The organism is Xenorhabdus koppenhoeferi, assembly GCF_900116635.1.
Taxonomy (GTDB): domain Bacteria; phylum Pseudomonadota; class Gammaproteobacteria; order Enterobacterales; family Enterobacteriaceae; genus Xenorhabdus; species Xenorhabdus koppenhoeferi.
The window spans coordinates 13372-35135 of the sequence record NZ_FPBJ01000022.1; the positions used below are offsets into that span (position 1 = coordinate 13372).

General features: G+C 40.8%; 19 protein-coding genes and 1 pseudogene. 4 read left to right on the forward strand and 16 right to left on the reverse strand.

The window, feature by feature from the left end:
• Positions 1 to 163 precede the first annotated feature (163 nt).
• From alaS to BM329_RS08760, 11 genes are all read right to left on the reverse strand, one after another.
• Positions 164 to 2791: an alanine--tRNA ligase gene (gene alaS, locus BM329_RS08710; RefSeq protein ID WP_092551880.1), complete on the reverse strand. Its 2628-nt coding sequence runs from the start codon at positions 2789 to 2791 to the stop codon at positions 164 to 166.
• 303 nt (positions 2792 to 3094) lie between these two features.
• A complete protein-coding gene (gene recA / locus BM329_RS08715; RefSeq protein WP_092551776.1) occupies positions 3095 to 4171 on the reverse strand; it encodes a recombinase RecA in 1077 nt (358 codons plus the stop codon).
• Positions 4172 to 4274: 103 nt separating this feature from the next.
• A complete protein-coding gene (gene pncC, locus BM329_RS08720; RefSeq protein WP_092551779.1) occupies positions 4275 to 4778 on the reverse strand; it encodes a nicotinamide-nucleotide amidase in 504 nt (167 codons plus the stop codon).
• Between the two features lie 15 nt (positions 4779 to 4793).
• Complete coding sequence (locus BM329_RS08725) at positions 4794 to 5153, reverse strand: hypothetical protein (RefSeq protein WP_245759044.1); 360 nt, start codon at positions 5151 to 5153, stop codon at positions 4794 to 4796.
• Positions 5154 to 5189: 36 nt separating this feature from the next.
• Positions 5190 to 5720: a shikimate kinase AroL gene (gene aroL, locus BM329_RS08730; RefSeq protein ID WP_092551781.1), complete on the reverse strand. Its 531-nt coding sequence runs from the start codon at positions 5718 to 5720 to the stop codon at positions 5190 to 5192.
• Positions 5721 to 5892: 172 nt separating this feature from the next.
• A complete protein-coding gene (gene proA / locus BM329_RS08735) occupies positions 5893 to 7146 on the reverse strand; it encodes a glutamate-5-semialdehyde dehydrogenase (RefSeq protein ID WP_092551784.1) in 1254 nt (417 codons plus the stop codon).
• Positions 7147 to 7175: 29 nt separating this feature from the next.
• Positions 7176 to 8279 carry a glutamate 5-kinase gene (proB, locus tag BM329_RS08740; RefSeq protein WP_092551883.1) on the reverse strand — a complete coding sequence of 368 codons (1104 nt, stop codon included), beginning with the start codon at positions 8277 to 8279 and terminating at the stop codon, positions 7176 to 7178.
• Between the two features lie 163 nt (positions 8280 to 8442).
• On the reverse strand, positions 8443 to 8844 hold the full coding sequence (crl, locus tag BM329_RS08745) for a sigma factor-binding protein Crl (protein WP_092551787.1): 402 nt from the start codon (positions 8842 to 8844) through the stop codon (positions 8443 to 8445).
• Positions 8845 to 8916: 72 nt separating this feature from the next.
• Positions 8917 to 9090, reverse strand: coding sequence for an alpha/beta hydrolase (locus BM329_RS08750; protein WP_245759045.1), 174 nt, complete (start codon positions 9088 to 9090; stop codon positions 8917 to 8919).
• Between the two features lie 44 nt (positions 9091 to 9134).
• The gene (gpt, locus tag BM329_RS08755) at positions 9135 to 9596 is read right to left on the reverse strand and encodes a xanthine phosphoribosyltransferase (protein WP_092551790.1); all 462 of its coding nucleotides are present in this window, start codon (positions 9594 to 9596) and stop codon (positions 9135 to 9137) included.
• 351 nt (positions 9597 to 9947) lie between these two features.
• Positions 9948 to 10763: a helix-turn-helix transcriptional regulator gene (locus tag BM329_RS08760; protein ID WP_092551793.1), complete on the reverse strand. Its 816-nt coding sequence runs from the start codon at positions 10761 to 10763 to the stop codon at positions 9948 to 9950.
• A gap of 884 nt (positions 10764 to 11647) precedes the next feature.
• On the opposite strand from BM329_RS08760, the gene BM329_RS08765 reads away from it, so the two are divergent.
• A complete protein-coding gene (locus BM329_RS08765) occupies positions 11648 to 12313 on the forward strand; it encodes a bactofilin family protein (RefSeq protein ID WP_245759046.1) in 666 nt (221 codons plus the stop codon).
• A 129-nt stretch (positions 12314 to 12442) separates the two neighbouring features.
• Here BM329_RS08765 and BM329_RS08770 read toward each other — a convergent pair whose 3' ends face one another.
• The 4 genes and pseudogenes from BM329_RS08770 to lpcA form a co-directional block, all read right to left on the reverse strand.
• Positions 12443 to 13060, reverse strand: coding sequence for a phage repressor protein CI (locus BM329_RS08770; RefSeq protein ID WP_092551799.1), 618 nt, complete (start codon positions 13058 to 13060; stop codon positions 12443 to 12445).
• Positions 13061 to 13625: 565 nt separating this feature from the next.
• Positions 13626 to 14399, reverse strand: coding sequence for an amino acid ABC transporter substrate-binding protein (locus BM329_RS08775; protein ID WP_092551802.1), 774 nt, complete (start codon positions 14397 to 14399; stop codon positions 13626 to 13628).
• A gap of 109 nt (positions 14400 to 14508) precedes the next feature.
• Positions 14509 to 14732, reverse strand: a pseudogene (locus BM329_RS08780) (class II glutamine amidotransferase); the annotation flags it as partial.
• Positions 14733 to 14738: 6 nt separating this feature from the next.
• Positions 14739 to 15320, reverse strand: a complete 582-nt coding sequence (gene lpcA, locus BM329_RS08785; protein WP_092551805.1) for a D-sedoheptulose 7-phosphate isomerase — start codon at positions 15318 to 15320, stop codon at positions 14739 to 14741.
• Positions 15321 to 15571: 251 nt separating this feature from the next.
• On the opposite strand from lpcA, the gene fadE reads away from it, so the two are divergent.
• A complete protein-coding gene (gene fadE, locus BM329_RS08790) occupies positions 15572 to 18004 on the forward strand; it encodes an acyl-CoA dehydrogenase FadE (protein ID WP_092551808.1) in 2433 nt (810 codons plus the stop codon).
• Between the two features lie 95 nt (positions 18005 to 18099).
• Here the strand turns inward: fadE and lysA are convergent, their stop codons facing one another.
• Positions 18100 to 19395, reverse strand: coding sequence for a diaminopimelate decarboxylase (gene lysA / locus BM329_RS08795; RefSeq protein ID WP_092551811.1), 1296 nt, complete (start codon positions 19393 to 19395; stop codon positions 18100 to 18102).
• A gap of 132 nt (positions 19396 to 19527) precedes the next feature.
• Between lysA and BM329_RS08800 the strand changes: the two genes are divergently transcribed.
• Positions 19528 to 20457, forward strand: coding sequence for a LysR family transcriptional regulator (locus BM329_RS08800; RefSeq protein WP_092551814.1), 930 nt, complete (start codon positions 19528 to 19530; stop codon positions 20455 to 20457).
• Positions 20458 to 20828: 371 nt separating this feature from the next.
• Positions 20829 to 21758: a homoserine O-acetyltransferase MetA gene (gene metA / locus BM329_RS08805; RefSeq protein WP_092551817.1), complete on the forward strand. Its 930-nt coding sequence runs from the start codon at positions 20829 to 20831 to the stop codon at positions 21756 to 21758.
• The last annotated feature ends 6 nt before the right edge of the window (positions 21759 to 21764 follow it).

A 21764-nucleotide genomic window follows, 5' to 3' on the forward strand; every position in this document is an offset into this window, starting at 1 on the left:
ATGATATCTATTTAAAGTATAAGCAGTTTTGAACACATTTCCTATATCTATAGGATAGCTAAAATATAAGTATGTGCCCAACATTTCAACAATTTCACAACAAAAAACATCCGGCATCATAAAAAATTCTTTCACAATGCCGCTGCTGTCACGGCAATACCAACTATAACCGCAGTGCTACCCACTCTTCTACACTAGCTAGTGCTGAAGGAAGAGCGACTACATCCATTCCACCAGCCTGTGCCAGATCAGGACGCCCTCCTCCTTTACCCCCGACTTGTTGAGCAACAAAAGAGATTAAATCACCTGCTTTTATTCTAGCAGTCAAATCCTTTGTTATACCAACAATTAGGCTGACTTTATCACCAGTCACTGTAGAAAGCACAATAATTGCTGATCCTAATTGGTTTTTCAGATCATCAACCATCGTGCGGAGCATTTTCGGCTCAACATCACCTAACTGCGTTACCAACAAACGAACACCTTGAATTTCTTTAGCCTGATTTACTAGAGAAGAACTTTCCTGAGCTGCCTGCTGAGATTTCAATTGTTGCAACTCTTTTTCCAACTGTTTCGTTCTGTCTAGTGTCGTTTTCACTTTATCATTCAGGCTACTAATATCACTTTTCACTAAATGAGCAATATCTTGCAGTAAATCAGTTTGCTGATAGATTGCATTCAACGCGGTTTGCCCTGTAGTAGCTTCAATGCGGCGAATTCCTGCAGCTGTACCTGACTCACTGGATATACGGAATAACCCAATATCACCAGTACGACTCGCATGAGTACCACCACATAGCTCGGTAGAAAAACTGCCCATGCTCAGTACTCGTACTTTCTCATCATACTTCTCACCAAACAGTGCCATGGCACCTTTAAACTTTGCTTCTTCCAGTTCCATTAGTTCTGTAACAATTGGTGAGTTTTTGCGAATTTCTTCATTCACCAACTTTTCTACCTGACGGATCTGTTCTGGGTGCATTGCTTCAAAATGAGAGAAGTCAAAACGCAAGTACTTATCATTAACCAAAGAGCCTTTCTGGGCAACATGCTCTCCCAAAATTTGACGTAATGCTGAATGCAATAAATGAGTCGCAGAGTGGTTCAAGCGGATCGCACCTCTACGTACCACATCAATTTCAGCATTAACAGTATGATGAACGCTCAAAGTGCCACTTATCAATTTACCAACATGACCAATTGCCTGAGCATATTTCTGTGTATCGAGTACTTCAAATACACCATTGCCATTCAATAAATTACCCGTATCACCAACCTGTCCACCAGATTCAGCATAGAAAACCGTTTTATCAAGTATAACGATCGCTTCTTCACCTGCATAAATTTGTTCAACAGATTCACCATTACGGAAGATGGCGATAACAGCAGCCCGCTGAGAATTATGTTCATAACCACAAAAATCACTTTGTCCATCGACTTTGATTAATTCATTGTAATCTGTATCAAAACCGCTGGATTCACGAGCACGGCGGCGCTGGTTTTCCATAGACAAATCAAAACCAACCTCATCCACTTTGATGTTACGCTCACGGCAAACATCCGCAGTAAGGTCAACAGGGAAGCCATAAGTGTCATACAAACGGAAAGCGGCTTCACCGTCGAGAATATCACCAGATAATTTAGACAACTCGTCATCCAGAAGCTGCAAACCTCGTTCCAAAGTACGGGCGAATTGTTCTTCTTCTGTTTTCAATACCTGCTCAACCAAAGCCTGCTGTTGTTTTAGGTCCTCACCAGCTGCGCCCATGATTTTGATCAATGGTGCAACGAGTTTATAGAAGAAAGCTTCTTTTGCTCCCAGCATGTTACCATGGCGAACTGCACGGCGAATGATGCGGCGAAGTACATATCCACGGTTTTCATTGGATGGAATGACACCATCACAGATTAAGAATGCACATGCACGGATATGGTCTGCAACAACATGCAGAGATTTATTAGTAAAATCTGTCGATTCTGTTACTTCTGCAACCGAAGCAATTAAATGTTGAAATAGGTCAATCTCGTAGTTGGAGTTGACGTGTTGCAAAACTGCTGCAATACGCTCCAATCCCATTCCGGTATCAACTGAAGGTTTTGGCAGCGGTTCCATCGTGCCATCAGCATGACGGTTGAATTGCATGAAAACGATGTTCCAAATTTCAATATATCTGTCACCGTCTTCTTCTGGACTTCCTGGAGGGCCACCCCAAATATGCTCACCGTGATCATAAAAAATTTCGGTGCAAGGGCCACAAGGACCAGTATCACCCATTTGCCAGAAGTTATCTGACGCATAAGGGGCACCTTTATTATCGCCAATGCGAATAATTCTTTCTGCTGGAACACCGACTTCTTTATGCCAAATATCATAGGCTTCATCGTCTGTTTCATAGACAGTAACCCACAGTTTTTCTTTTGGCAGATTAAACCATTTTTCGCTGGTCAACAGTTCCCATGCGTATTTAATTGCATCTTGTTTAAAATAGTCGCCGAAACTGAAGTTACCCAACATTTCGAAGAAAGTGTGATGACGGGCTGTATAACCCACATTTTCTAAATCGTTATGCTTACCACCAGCACGAACACAGCGCTGAGACGTTGTTGCTCTAGAATAAGGCCTTTTATCCAATCCTAGAAATACATCTTTGAACTGGTTCATCCCTGCATTGGTGAACAACAATGTTGGATCATTGTTTGGTACCAGCGAACTACTCGGTACTATTTGGTGGCCTTTAGTATGAAAAAAGTCAAGAAACGCTTGACGGATCTCAGCGGTGCTTTTGCTCATAATTGTCCCGAAATCAAGCTGAAAAACAGATGTGTGAATGATTGAGATGGTATATCGCATTACCATTTCAACTCACGAATAAATTAAAATAGGGTTAAGATAGAGTGTCTCCCGTAAGAAGTAAAATCCCATATAAATCCATTCGCTTTTCAGCATTGTAATTCGTCTGGGCATTTTCTGAAAGTCTGTTCGTTAAGCCAGTTTCGATACGTCTATTTCAAGAATGTTTATTTCCTCATTAAAAACAAAAACCACACCCTATATAGATGTGGTTTAAAAAACAAAATTATGATTGAAAAGAAATTAGAATTCTTCGTTTTTCACTTCCTCAGCATTATCTTCGTAATCTGTCACATAGCCTGAAGCTGCACTGCTGAAGTCCCCTGTATTATGCAACAACAGATCGCGAAGTTTTTTGTTCAATTCGGCCGCAGCTTCCGGATGCTCTTTCAGATAAATAGTGGCATTGGCTTTACCTTGCCCAATTTTGTCACCGTTATAGCTATACCATGCACCCGCTTTTTCCACCATCTTGTGTTTAACGCCGAGGTCTATCAACTCGCCGAGAGTATTGATACCTTCGCCATAAAGAATTTGGAATTCAGCCTGTTTAAATGGTGCTGCAACTTTGTTTTTGACCACTTTCACACGGGTTTCGCTACCAATAACCTCATCGCCATTTTTCACGGAGCCAGTACGACGAATATCCAAGCGAACAGATGCGTAGAATTTCAGTGCATTACCACCAGTCGTAGTTTCAGGGTTACCAAACATCACACCAATTTTCATGCGGATCTGGTTGATAAAAATCAACAGGGTATTCGAGTTTTTCAAATTACCCGCCAGTTTACGCATAGCCTGACTCATCATACGTGCTGCCAGCCCCATATGAGAATCACCGATTTCACCTTCAATTTCTGCTTTTGGTGTCAATGCCGCAACAGAGTCAACAATGATGACATCAACCGCACCAGAACGTGATAAAGCATCACAGATTTCCAATGCCTGCTCACCTGTATCAGGCTGAGAACACAACAGATTATCAATATCTACACCCAGCTTTTTGGCATAAACTGGATCAAGGGCATGTTCGGCATCAATAAAAGCACACGTCCGGCCTTCACGCTGAGCAGCTGCAATAACTTGCAATGTCAGTGTCGTCTTCCCGGAAGACTCAGGCCCGTATATCTCAACGATACGCCCCATTGGAAGGCCACCTGCGCCTAACGCAATATCCAGTGACAGAGAGCCGGTAGAAATGGTTTCAACATCCATTGAACGATTTTCACCCAAACGCATAATGGAACCTTTACCAAATTGTTTCTCAATCTGACCCAATGCTGCTGCTAGTGCTTTTTGTTTGTTTTCATCGTTAGCCATGTTTACTCCTTCGCAAGCAATGAAGGTGCTGCCCCACTGCTGATAAACTGTTTCTGATACCAAAGTGCCGTATGAGTATACTGTATAATCATACAGCATCAAGCTAATTTTTTGTGATTTCTGCCAGCAATTTTTTTAAAGAAAAAATAACAGCCTGCAAACGCACGGCTTTGCGATCACCCGCAAAATGCTGACGATATGTCAAAACCTGTATATTCTCACTAACATAGAAGGCAACCCCAAACCAAACCGCGCCAGTCGGTTTTTCTTCACTGCCTCCGTCCGGTCCGGCAATGCCACTGACAGCAATAGCAAAATCCGCTTTGGCAACTTCTAACGCCCCTGTCGCCATCTCTTTTACAACTTGTTCACTTACTGCACCAAATTGTGCCAATGAGTCCAATGAAACCCCTAACATTTCATGCTTGGCATCATTACTGTATGTCACGAATCCACGATTAAAATAGGCTGAACTTCCCGCAATATCTGTGATCACTTTGGCAATCCAGCCTCCTGTGCAGGATTCTGCACAAGTTATAGATAGTTTCTTCTGTTTTAATTTATCACCCAGTTCAATACTAAGCTGATTCAGGATTTTTTCACCCATAACAAGCCTTCAACTCTATAAGAAATTAATTTTTCCGAAGCATATCCCAAATCCATAACCCGCCTCACGATAGGACATCCTTTCTCTTTCTTTAACCAGAGTCCTCACTGCCATCGGATTAGTCGGTTCTAGAGGGACAACATCCGCATAAAGTTTGATGAATTTGAGAAAGTGACTGGCCGCAATATTAGAGTAGATAGCAAATACAGGCTTTACCGGAAGAAACAAGCCAATGGGAAGACCATCCAGAAACGAAATATGATTGGGTGTAATAATAATACATTTAAGGTGTTTAAGCTGCTTATCAGCACCTTCTACCGTGACCCTAAAAAGTACACGAACAAGTAGCCGAATAAAATTTAAAAGCATATCCATATCTCAAATATAATTAATTAAAATTACTTTAATATATCAAATTAGTTTATTTTCTTGCGTTAAAATATAAGCCTTAATATTGGATACGATACTTTCTGTCGCTAAACTGGCATCTACAATGAAATCAGCACACTCACGGTATAATGGTTCTCTTTCAACCAATATGCCCTTGATTTCTTCAATGATAGATTTCCCTGTCAGGCTGGGGCGCTGTGAGTTTTCTGGGTTGAGGGATAATCGTTTGATTAAAACTTCTGCGGATGCTTGTAAATAAATCACGATACCATTTTGTTGCATATAATGGCGATTTTCCGATGACAATACCATTCCCCCTCCCGTTGAAATAGTACATTCATTTTGGCTCACCGTTTTCAATATCTGGCTTTCCACTCTTCTGAAATATTCCCAGCCATGCTCTTCAACAAGATCGGAGATAGTCATTTTACTGGAGGCTTGAATACTGTCATCAGTGTCAATAAATTTGTACGACAATGCTTCAGCCAACAACTTACCTATTGTCGTCTTCCCTGCACCTCGTGCGCCTACGATAAATAGAGTCTGTTTCATTTCGTTGCTTTCCTGAAGGTGATATAAAATTAAGCTTAAATATAAAGTATAGTAACTAAAAGTTTACACTAATGTAAATAATGTAAATGATTTTTTCATCAAACAAAAAGTCACACCTAAATTAAGTGTGACTCAACATAGTTGAATGAATTCTAATTAAAATAGAATTTGATTAGCTGCGGGGTAAATAATCGCCATAGCCAATCCATTTATATGTTGTCAGAGCATCAAGCCCCATTGGGCCTCTGGAGTGCAATTTCTGGGTACTGACAGCCACTTCAGCCCCCAAACCAAACTGACCACCATCAGTAAAGCGAGTGCTTGCATTCACATAAACAGCAGCAGAATCCACGTGACGCACAAAATAATCTGCCTGCTGCAAAGATTCAGTCAAAATTGCATCAGAATGAGCAGTACCATAAGTACGAATATGATCGATAGCCTGATAGATATCGCTGACAATCTCCACATTCATATCCAGCGATAACCATTCATCACAGTAATCCCCTTCCACTACTTCGACGACAGTCGCTGGGCCATCTTTCAACAATACCATTGCTGATGCACTCGCATGTAGTGTCACCCTCTGTTCCTTCATTTTGGTGCTTAGAATTGGCAGGAAACCAGCTGCAATTTTCTCATTCACCAACAGGGTTTCCAGTGAATTACAGGCACTTGGTCGTTGACCTTTTGCATTGGTGATGATTTCTAATGCTTTTTCAGTATTGATATTTTCATCTACATAAGTGTGGCAAACACCAATGCCTCCGGTAATCACTGGGATCGTAGATTGTTCACGACACAGTTTATGTAATCCAGCACCACCGCGCGGGATCAACATATCTACATAACGATCCATTTTCAGTAATTCAGCCACCAGCTCGCGATCTGGTCTATTGATAGACTGAACTGCCGCAGCAGGTAAACCACTTTGTTCCAACGCTTGCTGAATAACTTTAACCATAGCCTGATTGGTATGGTGGGTCTCTTTTCCACCGCGCAGTATTACTGCATTACCCGTTTTCAGGCACAGTGATGCCACATCAATGGTCACATTAGGACGGGCTTCGTAAATCACGCCAATGACACCCAAAGGAACTCGATGACGGCTCAATTGCAATCCATTATCCAATAATTGTCCATCAATAACCTGCCCTACCGGATCAGCCAAACGACAGACCTGACGTACATCATTTGCAATGGCATTCAACCGTTCTGGTGTCAGCAGTAACCGATCAAGCAGGGCTTCGCTCATGCTTTGCCCACGAGCGTGATCCATATCTTGTTGATTGGCTGCAAGGATTACTTCATTTTCTGTTTCAAGCAAATCAGCAATGTGATTCAACACCTGATTTTTTTGGCTGGTACTTAATTGTGCCAACTGCCATGATGCTGCTTTGGCTGCTTTTCCCATCTGTTCTAGCATGGTGGAATCCTTAACTCATGATCAATTAATTAACTTACGATCAAATCGTCACGGTGAACCGCAACGGCGCCATATTCATAACCGAGTATCTGGCTAATTTGTTGTGAATGATGCCCAGCTATCAAACGTAAAGCATCACTATTATAACGGCAAACGCCATGAGCCAAATCTTTGCCGGATAAGCTTAGAATGCGAATAACTTCACCACGGGAAAAATTACCTTTGATTTTTTTGATCCCCTTTGGCAACAAAGAACTGCCTTTCTGAAGAATGGCCGTTTCTGCGCCATGATCAATAATGATTTCTCCAGCCGGAGGTGCCCCAAAAATCCAGCGCTTACGGTTTTCCATCGGGCTAGACAAGCCATGAAAACGTGTTCCAACTGGTTTTCCTTCAATAACGTCGGAAATCACATCCGGCTTGTCACCAGCAGCGATAATAACATCAATTCCCGCACGCCCGGCCACCCCTGCCGCCTGGAGCTTTGTGGCCATTCCTCCCGTACCTAAACCGGAAACGCTGTCTCCGGCCATCATTTTCAACTCATCGCTGATGTCATGCACTTCTGCGATCAATTCTGCATCAAGGTTACTACGGGGATCAGCAGTATAAAGACCTTCAATATCAGTCAGGAGCAATAATTTATCCGCACAGCCCAAAATGGCGGCCAACGCAGAAAGATTATCATTGTCACCAACTTTAATTTCTGCTGTAGCAACGGCATCATTTTCATTAATAATGGGAACAATGTGATTATCAAGCAATGCTTGCAGTGTATCTCTCGCATTCAGAAAACGTTCACGATCTTCCAAATCTGCACGAGTCAGCAACATTTGTCCGACATGAATACCATAAATTGAGAAAAGCTGTTCCCATAATTGAATCAAGCGACTTTGTCCAACCGCTGCAAACAACTGTTTCGAAGCAATTGTTGCAGGAAGATCCGGATATCCTAAATGCTCACGTCCAGCCGCAATTGCGCCAGAAGTTACAATAATAATGCGGTGGCCTTTTTCATGCTGTTTAGCACATTGGCGAACCAATTCCACAATGTGGGCACGATTCAAACGACGAGAACCGCCGGTCAATACACTCGTCCCCAGTTTCACAACCAACGTTTGGCTGCCATTCATCATATTTCTGCCATTACAGTTATTTGAAAAATAATTTGCGAAAATCAATATGTTTAAAAAACAATTCGCTTAAAAAGACGAACCGTTAAAAAACAATATTCAGTTTTAACAGGAGAGAAGCGTTATGCCAACTGGCATAACGCAAAATTTAAAGAAAGAAGACTCATACCATGGTTTGAGTTTGGAGGGTGATGGTGTTTTCAGATGGAACCAAAGTAAGTTTGAGAGTATCGAAAGAATCGGCCAAACGTTTATGGAATGCCTGTAAAGTTGATTCAAGGTGTTCAAGATCAGCCTTTTTTCTGATATTCATTGAATTCCATTCGCCTTTTTTATCAAATAAGCCTATCTGATAATTATAAACAAAGCCCTGTCCCTGTTCTTCTAATTCTAACCACCATCCCCAAAATTCACGTTTTTCCGGCACCACTTTTGCACTGACACAAACAGCTAAACAGTCAAAGAAAAAATAACCGTTTTGGCATTTTAATTCACGTACATACGGCCCTAATGCAGAAAAACGCTTTAACAACTTATTTTTAGAATAACTTGCGGGTAAAGTCATACAAAGGTCTCCTTATATACAGAATCACCTTTGTATCAAATGATTAAAAAATATCAAGTAATAAATTTTATTTTATAAAACTTTATCTTTCAGCCATACACTTATTTCGTGTAACGCCTTATTGAAACCACCATAAATTGACTTAGCAGGAATTGCCTTCAACGAACCATCCATTGATGACATTGCAATCAATTTTGAGTCTTTTCTTGGGCTGAAAATCTCATCTTCCCAACACACTGACAACATCAACGATTCTGAAAGGTTTTTTTAGTCATGACAAAAGAAAAATCTTACTGCTCATCACAAATAGGTGGAATAAACATTACGCCTATATCCCATGGCTGCTCAATCCATGTGTTTTGGGGAATATCAACAACATAATCATCCACAAGTGGGCAACCGGCAGGTTTCGCAAAAATAGTTACAAAATGGGCTTTAGGATACATATCGCGAATTGCCTTCGCAGTACCACCAGTATCAACCAAATCATCAACAACGATAAAGCCTTCACCGTCACCTTCCGCTTTTTTTAATACGGTCAATTCACGCTGATTACTATGATCATAACTGGAAATACAAACAGTATCGACATGGCGAATCCCTAATTCACGAGCCAATAATGCTCCCGGCACAAGGCCGCCACGGCTAACTGCGATGATACCCTTCCACTGTTCTACAGGAAGTAAACGTTGCGCCAATTTACGGGCATGTATTTGCAACATATCCCACGTTACAACATATTTTTCACTCATAAAATTTGATCCTGGAAACTAAGAATATTTCAAAAAAGCGTTTTTTTGCGGAAAAAAGTTGCGCGAAATTATAGTGATTTGAGTAGACAAAAACCAGTAAAAACAAGGTAACTCCTTGTATCTTGAAAATTGATTACAATATAAACATGATTAGATTTGGCACGGTGTGTGCAGCCCGATAACTCCTAGGGATTTAAAGCCCGTGGGGGAGCAACTGGCACCACACTGAGCCACTCATCTGAAACCCAAACAGTTCGTAGCATGATGGTGAGGCTTAGTGAGTTTTTGGCGAAATTGATTATACCAAATCATCATGCTGTTCAAATTCCATTCACAAAACGTCAACATGCCCTAATCTTTGCCATATCTGGCACGATTCGGTGTACAACCAAAACGTCGGCGATAGTTCTGAGTAAAGTAGGACTGACTGGAAAAACCTGATTCCATTGAAATATCGGCAATAGTCATATCGCTATTTAATAATAATTGATGGGCATACAAAATGCGCTGTTCGCTGATCCATGCTTTAGGAGAGGTGCCATAGACACTGTTAAACAATTCCTTAAAAGAAGTTAGCCCCATGCCGAACTCCCGTGCAAAGTCATTCAGCCTCCACTCCTTGAGATAGTGAGTCTCCATAAATGTTTGCAGGCGTTCTACTTGACGATTGCTTAGTTTCCTGAGGATAAACATTAATAATGTTCCCTGTTTACCCAAGGAAAGCAACAGCAATAATTCTTCAACTCTTAATTGAATTAACGATGGGGGAGAATCATGAGCCAGTAGGTTGGCAAGTCCACGAATGCTCTCCGTCAGTAGAGGAGAATGATTAAAAGGGATCAACCTATAAGCAGGAAAATCCTGCCGCTCTATTTTACTCAGTAATGATCCAAAACGTTTTAAGAAACTACGCAGAAATTCCATATGCAATGGTATCCATAATACCTGACAATTTTCCGTATTAGTTTTGGCCGCATAGTTTCCCTGATGGGTAAAAAGAATCTGATTCGACGTGATATGATATGTATTGATGCAATCTTTCCACTCCATTTCACCATCGAGTAAAATATACAGCCCTCTTTGTTTATGTTCCAGGATATTGAAATCTGGTATGGTTAGTTGGAGAGTACAAATACTCTTTTGATTTGATCCTGTCGTCCTTTTCATTTTATACTCCTAATGTTCCGTATCATGAGTAATCATTTTTTTTGATGAGTGCATGGTATATTTATTTTATTAGTTAATGAATGTTGAAAAAACTTCTCTAACTCTTCAGATTATGTTGATAAAATCGAACGCTGATTTAAACATTATTGAAAGATCTTGAAAGTTAATGCATAACATCAATTAAATCACTTTGGGTATTATATATCTAAATAAATATTTGTGTTAGATTTAAGTGTGAAAATTTTTTATATAAATTTATCCTCCATATCTTTATGTGATTGAAAAAAACTTGTTTGTGGTTTGTTTGTTTTTTGTCTTTCCTTGTTTAATATTTATGTAATTATTTTGAATGGTTTATAGTGATTATTACCATTAAAGATTTTTAGCTGTTTTTTTATTTGTAGTTACTTAAGGAAATTAACATTAAGACTCTGTTGAGATATTTCAAAAGTTAGTTATACCTTTCAAAGGCAAAATGGTATCTATGTTTAGTTACCATTGCTTTTTCTCTATACTAAAAGGTCTCTATACCAAAAGTATAATTCTGATAATTTATCTAATGTTTTTAATTCTTATTTACCCAAAGTTAATGTTAGGATTGCTAATTTAATAGGGTCTTGTCAGAAAATAAAATTATCATGATAGATTTTCTTATTTTGAAAGTGTGAGATAATCTCATGATAATTCAGAGTGTTAAACTAAAATAACAGCGTTATCCGTATAATAACGCTATAAATACCTCTGTTATAGATTAGTAGTTTGTTTTTTATACTAGTAAAATAGTAGGATGTGTTTTCACTGGCTTTTTTCCATGATTCGCTGAGGAAAACTCAGAGATATATTTTTAATGAAATACAAGAAAAAACCTCAAAAACGAGAAAGATATGAAAGAGTATCGTTTTTCAGATAACACTATTTTATGTAGTGTATGGCTTCTTTGGAGTGTTGCTTTAGGGTTATACCTTTATGATCATCAACTTAGTTGTGCCATAACAGCAATTCTATCTTTTTTAGCTTTAGTGTTTTACTTCACAAAAATGAAATTGAGAATAAAAGCTATGTTTGGAAAAAAAACTGAGGCACCTGTTGCCAGCTCTACTACACTAATCACACCAATACAGACAGAAGAGAAAAAAGCACCTATTGCAGATGCTCGCCCCAATACCATTATCGCTAAAAACTCTGTATTTAAGGGGGATATTGATATGGAAGGGGATATTCAGGTTTGGGGTAAAGTCATCGGCAATATCCGAGTGAAGGGTGGCGCCATTCGTATTATGCATGCCGGCAAAATTGAAGGTGAACTTAACGCACCTGAAATCTTTATTGATGGCCATGTCGAAGGGACATGTTGTGCGGAAACTTTGGATATTCTTGAACATGGGGAATTACGGGGAATCAGCCGCAGTGGAAGCATGTCAATTCGGCGTGGTGGGCTATTTGTTGGGCAGTCTGAGCAAGTTGAGAATAAGAAAAAGCCTGAGATAGAGCGAGTTGTTTCGATCAAGGATAATCAAGGAGATAAATCAAAAACTAAAAATAGCGCTTGATAGCTGTTCGTAACATCAAATTCCATGTTTTACTGCCGGAAAACGAGTATGATTTCCGGCATTTTTTATTTTTATTGCCGATTAATTTTCCCTGAATTCAAGGGGGCATTGTGTAATTACCGCTCAGAGTTACTGTTTGGAAATAACCAGAGCAACGCGGCCGATGAATTGAATATCGCTGATTGCACAATCAAAAGTAACATCATTATCACTGACCCGAATCTTACTGATCGGAATTTTGGCAATCTTTTTGATGCTGTGCATGCCCTCAATATCCACCAGCCATAAACCGTCCTGAATACTATCTTCCTGAGTATCCAGCAAATACCATGCAGTACCATCATCAACAACCAGTGGATTTCCAAGTTCCTTGGAAATTAATTCGCTATCCAGAATGACAGAAGTGGCTTCATTCAATTTACCTCCCGATAGCTTTACACGAGAAATCGACGGAGCAATTATATTTTCCAACCGTTCTGTTTTGCCATTTTCTCCATCTGGAAACATTTCTCCCTGACCTGTGCTCAACCACAGCAGTGAAGCACCAGTTTCGAGATTACACTGGATGACCCAATCCGCAGGAAAACTATCACGCAGATAGCGGTTTGCCATCGTACTTTTGGAAACGCCTAAATGGTCACTCAGGGCCTGACGTGATTTAAATCCATACGCGCGGACAAGACGTTCAATAGCGGGTCTTCCCCCACTATCAGCCCCCATCCTGATCTCAATATTGGTGTTTTTCATTGATAGCACAGATAACAGTTGTTAGCATCCTATTATTGATCTCATATTGAGATCATTTGTGGGTCTAGACTGGTTACGCCGATAACCATTGAGAGATATTGCATCATGAACGTCCAGATTTCAATCTTTAAACATACCTTGTATCGAAGTGATTCAAGAATGGTATTAAGGATAGTTGAGAATAGACGGAAATTAGGTTGAAAAAGAAATGTTGAGGGAAAATATGGCGAATACTGAGAAAAAAATTTGTCCAGATTAACCTCGACCAACAGCTGGAAGGATTGAATCATTTGTCGAAGATAAGGGTGATATATCACATTTTGTTGGTATATTCAACTCTAATCAATAAAAGAATAGAGAGAATTTCACTTTTTCATTTTGTTTATAATATTGGAATTATTTTTTGTATTTTCATCACTGATAATTTGTTTTTAAATTCAGTAATAACAGATATGTTTGGTTTTTTTGGTATTATTGATAGATTGTTATGAACAGGCGAGAAAACAGTAATATTGTGCTTTCCGAATATAATCTAAGAGCCTGCTCCATGAGGCTCTTTTTCTAATTATTCAGCATCTTCTTCAGAGAAATATCTATCCCAAATTTTCTGATAAGTCCCATCTGCTTTTATTTCAGTAATGGCTTTATTTACTGCGGCTTTTAATTCAGTATCATTTTTACGGAGAAGTACGGCGATTTGTGATGCCTGAGTATCAGCGGCAACAATTTTTACCGGCGCATCCGGGCGATGTTTTTTGTAATCGAGATAAGAGAGTTTATCGTTGATTGTTGCATCTGCACGGCCTGTGCTCACCAGATCGACCTCCTGATTAAAACCATTGGTGCCAATAATGTCTGCTCCGTAATGTCTGGCGATCTGGGCAAAATTATTGGTCAGGGTGTGCGCTGATCTTTTCCCTTTTAGATCGCTGAACCTTTTAATATCGCTGTTATCTGTGCGGGTAATCAGTACCGCTTCTGAAATAACATAGGGCAGGGAGAAGCTGTACTTTTTTTCACGCTCTGGCGTAATGGCGATTTGGTTCACTACCGCATCGGAACGTCCGGCATCAAGGCCACCAATCAAACCATCCCATTTACCTTCAATAAATTCAGGCTTCACTTTCATGCGCAGTGTGATTTCACGGCCGATTTCTACGTCGAATCCAGTCAATTTTCCGGAAGCATCATGATAACTGAATGGAGCATAAGCACCTTCTGTTCCAATTTTGAATATTCCTGTGGATTGGATCTTATCAAGAGTAGATTGCGCATACGCGAGATGGAGGAGACCAAACTGCACAATACCCGCCAATAAGATTGTTAGTATGGTTTTCATTCTATTTCTCCGAGAGGAAATACTTATTTTTAAAATGACTCTCACTATACGAGAATATCAAAAACCTTATATATAAAATAAACTTATATCATATTGGAACTATTACATATGATTGATTACCATAAATTAGATTTACATCCTGATCAAGCAATTTGGCACAACCAAAAGGCGCCCGACGAGTAATCCAATGCAAATAGGTCGAGCAATAAGCCATGACAAACTGCCCATCTGACAACAGCATATTGAAAACACCTTTTTTCCTCAATTTGTCAGCCAAAGATCCAATAAACTAAACTTAAATACAGCTGACCAATTGGAAGGGCGCCTGGCAAACAACAATCAGGCTTTTACCATTTCTTTTTCAATCAACTGAATCAAAATATGAATCACTTTAATGTGAATTTCCTGAATACGATCCGCATACCCAAAATGTGGCACTCGAATTTCAACATCTGCTGTTCCTGCCATTTTTCCACCATTTTTACCCGTCAGAGTAATAACTTTCATGCCTTTGGCACGAGCGGCTTCTATTGCTTTGATAATATTGCCCGAATTTCCGGATGTTGAAATACCCAACAACACATCGCCTTTCTGACCAACAGCCTCAACATAGCGAGAAAAAACGTAATCATAACCAAAGTCATTGCTCACACAGGATAAGTGGCTGGGATCGGAAATTGCGATGCCAGGGTATCCCGGACGATTTTCTCGGTAACGGCCTGTCAGTTCTTCTGCAAAATGCATCGCATCACAATGCGAACCACCATTACCACAGGAAAGCACTTTTCCTCCGTCTTTGAACGAATCCGCCAACAAAACAGCGGCTTTTTGAATGGCGTCAATATTTGTATCATCGTTAAGGAATTTAGCCAGCGTTTCTGCAGCTTCAGATAACTCACTACGGATCAGATCTTGATACATGAAACTTATACTCCTGAAAGGTCTTCGGGATTAATAACATCAGTCACTCAGTGTAACGGATTCCCCCCCTTGAAAGAAGACCATCACATCTCGGTGAAATTATCTCGTGCAAAACTGAAATGACTTTGTGAGCTAGATTGTAATTAGGATGTAAAGATATTGATAAATACATTTTCCTCATCTAAAACAGAAGGACATCACAACAGGTCAGACCTCTGACAAGTCAACCTGAGATTTACAGGAGTTTTACTATGACCGCTCTCAGCATTATTTTGTTTTTAGTCTTGATTGGCGGGCTTTGTTATCGCAAAGTCAGCCTGACTATCAGTAGCTTACTCTTTGTTGCCTATACTGTATTGATGGGTGTAACGGGCCTTTGGAGCTACTGGTTGCTGTTACCACTTGCCATTGTCCTATTCCCTCTTGTCTTTACACCAACGCGTATCTCTTTATTCTCTGCGCCGGGCCTAAAAGCCTTCCGTAAAGTTATGCCAAGCATGTCTACAACAGAGAAAGAAGCCATTGATGCCGGAACAACATGGTGGGAAGGCGAACTGTTTCGTGGTAATCCTGACTGGCAAAAACTGCATAACTATCCAAAACCACAGTTAACCGCTGAAGAACAGGCTTTTATCGATGGTCCAGTGGAAGAAGCCTGCCGCATGGCAAATGATTTCCAAATTAGCCACGAATTGGCCGACTTACCTCCGGAACTTTGGACTTATCTGAAAGAACAACGCTTCTTCGCCATGATCATCAAGAAAGAATATGGTGGTCTGGAATTTTCCGCATACGCACAATCTCAGGTACTACAAAAATTGGCAGGTGTTTCGGGTATTCTGGCAATTACTGTCGGTGTACCTAACTCTTTGGGACCCGGTGAATTGCTGCAACACTATGGCACTGATGAGCAGAAAAAACATTATCTGCCGGGTCTTGCCCGCGGCAAAGAAATCCCTTGCTTTGCCCTGACCAGCCCTGAAGCCGGTTCAGATGCTGGTGCGATCCCAGATACAGGCGTTGTCTGTATAGGTGAATGGCAAGGTGAGCAAGTTCTGGGTATGCGTCTGAACTGGAATAAGCGTTACATTACTCTTGCTCCTATCGCTACCGTATTGGGCTTGGCATTTAAGCTGTACGATCCTGAGCATCTGCTGGGTGATATCGAATCATTGGGCATTACCTGTGCCCTGATTCCAACTGATACTCCCGGAGTTGAAATTGGTCATCGCCATTTCCCTCTGAATATCCCGTTCCAGAATGGCCCAACCCGTGGTAAGGATATCTTCGTTCCTATTGATTACATCATCGGCGGACCGAAAATGGCGGGCCAAGGCTGGCGCATGCTGGTTGAGTGTCTGTCTGTTGGCCGTGGTATTACCCTGCCATCAAATGCAACAGGTGGATTGAAAAGTACTGCTATGGCAATTGGTGCTTACTCTTACATTCGTCGTCAGTTCAAACTGCCAATCGGAAAAATGGAAGGCATCGAAGAACCGTTGGCACGTATTGCAGGTAACTCTTACCTGATGGATGCGGCTGCAACCATGATTACCAGCGGTATCATGCTCGGCGAAAAACCTGCCGTTCTGTCTGCGATTGTGAAATACCACTGTACCCACAGAGGACAACGTTCCATCATTGATGCAATGGATATCGCTGGCGGTAAAGGTATCTGTCTTGGACCATCTAACTTTCTTGCCCGAAGCTACCAAGGCGCACCTATTGCTATCACCGTAGAAGGTGCGAATATCCTGACCCGTAGTATGATTATCTTCGGCCAAGGTGCAATCCGTTGCCATCCTTATGTATTGGCTGAAATTGCTGCGGCAGAAAGTAATGATGTGAAAGCCTTTGATAAAGCACTGTTTGGTCATTTGGGGCATGTCGCCAGCAATACTCTGCGCAGCCTGTGGCTCGGTATCACCAAAGGCAGAACCAGTGGTTCTCCAGTAAATGATGCAACACGCCGTTATTACCAGCATATTAATCGCTTGAGTGCCAACCTTGCCCTGCTTTCTGATGTTTCAATGGGCGTATTAGGTGGCAGCCTGAAACGTCGTGAACGTATTTCAGCTCGTCTGGGAGATATTCTGAGTCAAATCTTCTTAGCTTCCGCTACACTGAAACGCTATGAAGACGAAGGCCGTCCGACAGAAGATCTACCATTAGTACAATGGGCAGTTGAAGATAGTCTGCATCAGGCAGAACAGGCCATGATCGACTTATTGCGCAATTTCCCTAATCGCTTGGTGACTGGTTTAATGCGAATGATTATCTTCCCATTGGGTCGTTCACATACTGCTCCATCCGATAAACTGGATCACAAACTGGCTCAGATATTACAAACTCCTTCCGCAACGCGTAGCCGGATCGGGCGTGGGCAGTATCTGACTCCAAGCGAATACAATCCTCATGGGTTACTGGAAGAAGCACTGCTCGATATCATTGCTGCGGAGCCAATCCATGCACGCTTGAGCCACGAAGCAGGTAAGAAGCTGAGTTTTACCCGTCTGGATAAATTAGCCGAACAAGCATTAGCAGAGCACAAAATTTCTCAGGAAGAGGCAGATATCCTGCAACGTGCTGAAAACAGCCGCCTGCGTTCAATTAATGTTGATGAATTTGAACCGGATGCATTTGCTGTACCGAATTCAGCAAAAAAGCCTGAAAATCAGCATTAAACTAAAGTAGCCAGATGCTGACAAGAAAATACTTGAAAAACGAAGGGTATATAACCTGAATAAAATACGGGGCAATAAAATGTCCCGTATTTTTTTCAAAAAGACTCCAGCGATAACAATTCTTCTATTGTTTGTCGACGCCGAATCAAGCGAGTTTTCCCTTCAGAAAACAGAACTTCTGGGAGCAAAGGACGGCTATTATAATTCGAAGACATTGATGCACCGTAAGCGCCAGTATTGTGGAAAATCAGATAATCCCCGATATTAACCTGAGGCAACATTCGTGGCATAACCTCTCCCCCTTTCAGTTGAGTAAAAACATCACCAGACTCACATAATGGCCCTGCTACCAATGTTTCTTGTAGACTTGTTTCCTGTAGACTTATTCCCTGTAAATTTGCATTATTATCATCGTATTCTATAGATAACACTGAAATATGGTGATAACTGCCATACATCGCAGGACGCATCAAATCATTAAAACCCGCATCCACCAGCACATAATTGCGACTTCCCATGGATTTTACCGCCCGTACTTCCGCCATCAGAATACCCGACTCAGCAACCAGAAAACGGCCAGGCTCAATCTCAAGTTCAACATGATGCCCCAAATGCTGTTCAATACGCTGACGAATCTCATGCCACAGGCTGTAATAGTGTTCAGTATCTACTGCTTCCTCACCGATTTCATAGGGGATTGATAACCCACCTCCTGCCGAAATGGCCTGAATATCCTCACCACACAGTTTGACCTGCTCCAGCATCGCATTACATACATTGGCAAGATGCTGATAATCCACACCCGAACCAATATGCATATGCAAACCCACTAATTTCAACCCATACGCGTGAATTTTCTCAATCGCCGAAGGAAGATCCTGATACCAAATCCCATGTTTGCTATTTTCACCGCCAGTATTCGTCTTTTGGCTATGTCCGTGACCAAATCCGGGATTGATGCGTAACCAGACAGGATGACCGGACTGGCGTTTTCCAATCTGCCCCAACATATCAATAGAGCCAACATTGACCGGAATATCCAACTCAATAACACGATTAAGAGTTGACACATCAATGACATCCGCAGTGAATACAATTTCAGATTTATCACGTCCCGGCTGAAAACCGGCATAAAGTGCTCGCTCAATTTCTCCCAATGATACAGCATCTACTTTCACTCCCTGCTCTTTCATCAAACGCAGGATATGGGTATTGGAACACGCTTTTTGTGCGAAGCGAATAACATCAAACTGCTTTAATTTACTGATTTGTTTAATTATATTATCGCCATCATAAATCCATAGCGGCGTTCCATATTGAATTGGTAATCGAAATAAATTTTCAGGGGTAAAATTCCCCCCTAAATCATGAGTGGAAGTTGTTGTTGCCATTGGAGTACCTCACAAAATCAGCGAATACACCATTATTGTCAATAATAAGACAGGAATAAAAATATCCATTTGGCTATAGTCTATTCATTTATGATATCGAGTTGCCTATTTTATCAACAAGAGGATAAACAAATGCATTCCTGTTCATGGCGACATATTGAAATTTTTCACGCAGTGATGACCACTAATAACCTGACTGATGCAGCGATATTATTGAAAACGTCCCAGCCAACAGTGAGCCGCGAACTTGCGCGCCTTGAAAAATTACTGAAGTTTAAGTTGTTTGATCGCATCAAAGGACGCTTATTTCCCACGGCGCAGGGGTTACGATTATTTGAAGAAGTACAGCGCTCTTATTATGGGCTAGAAAGGATAATCAATGCGGCTGGCAGCATTCGTCAATTCGAACATGCACAATTGTCCATAGCCTGTTTGCCTATGTTCTCACAATCGCTGCTGCCCAAAGCATGCAGTAGCTTTATTCAATGCTATCCTGAAGCAAAATTAACCATTATTCCTCAGGAATCTCCCCTATTGGAAGAATGGCTTTCAGCACAACGTCACGATATTGGCTTAACCGAACACTTACAAACTCCCGCAGGTACTGAGCAAGAAACATTGATAACCTTAAATGAAGTGTGTGTCTTGCCCCTCAATCATACACTAAGCCAAAAATCAGACCTGACACCTGAAGATTTTCACGGACAAAATTTTATCAGTCTGTCAATCACTGACAATTATAGACAGCTCATTGATACGATATTTACTGACCACCATGTCAATCGCAAAATGGTAATGGAAACTCACAGCGCAGCCTCAATTTGTGCCATGATCAACGAAGGAATTGGTGTATCGATTGTAAACCCATTCACTGCCCTTGATTATTTAGATAAAAATTCGGGGATCTGCATCCGGCCGTTCAGTATCGAAATTCCATTCACAGTGAGTTTAATTAAACCTATACATCGACCATCTTCAGAACCAGTAGAAAGTTTTATTCAGCATTTAAAACAACAGACCGCCCTATTTCCCGAAAAATTGGCTTCAGCTTTTCAGCATTAACTGCAACTGCTGCCAGTGAGATGATGTGGCAAACCAACCTACCAGAAAATCCAACAATACCCGCAGAGTCACAGGCATATTCTGAATAGCTCAACCAATTGCCCGGGCGTATTTTCTCACCCAATAACTATGGTTCGCCAATATAAGGCTGAAATGCAGGGGATTATCTCAGTGAGCAAGGCACTGACACCCGAACAACGCCAGATACAAGCCTTAGAAAAACAGATGAAGCGCCTGAAAATTGAAAAAGACATCTTAAATGAAATAATTTCAATTTGAGTACAATAACTCGACATTACTCTCATCTCTTGGTTAAATTTAGCTATCTAGAAGTCTAAATTTGCAAATTCGAATAGTCGAGGTTTCCAGCAATGCCAATTCGTGTACCAGATGAATTACCTGCGGTAAATATTCTCCGCAATGAAAACATCTTTGTCATGACCTCAACAAGGGCAAATATTCAGAATATTCGTCCCTTGAAAGTATTGCTGCTTAACCTGATGCCAAAAAAGATAGAAACAGAAAACCAATTCATTCGGTTATTATCTAATTCACCATTACAGATTGATATTCAGTTACTACGTATTGATAACCGGCAGTGTAAAAATACCCCTCTTGAACATTTGAATAATTTTTATTGTGATTTTGACTCAATAAAAGATCAAAATTTTGATGGGCTTATTGTCACAGGGGCACCTTTAGGGCTTGTTGAATTTGAGCACGTGACCTATTGGGAGGAAATTGAAAAAATTGTTACCTGGGCAAAAAATCATGTTACTTCAACACTTTTTGTCTGTTGGGCTGTTCAAGCAGCCTTAAACGTTCTTTATCACCTTCCAAAATATACACGAACAATTAAACTATCAGGTGTTTATTCCCACTCAACTCTAGATCCTTTGGCATTATTAACACGAGGATTTGATGAAACTTTTTTTGCTCCCCATTCGCGCTTTGCTGACTTTCCTGAATCAGTGATCCGTGAGCACACAGATCTAGATATTTTAGCCAGCTCAGAAGAGGCAGGTGCTTATTTATTTGCTAGCAAGGATAAAAGACTAGTATTTGTGACAGGCCACCCTGAATATGATATAGACACATTATCCGAAGAGTATTGGCGTGATCAAACTGCTGGTTTGAAACCCGTATTGCCTGTCAACTACTTCCCAAATAGCGATCCTCAAAATAAACCTATTGCATCTTGGCGTAGTCATGGTCATTTACTTTTTTCAAACTGGCTAAATTACTATGTTTATCAAATCACGCCATATGATCTCTCTTTTATGAATCCTTCCTTAGATTGATCCTAT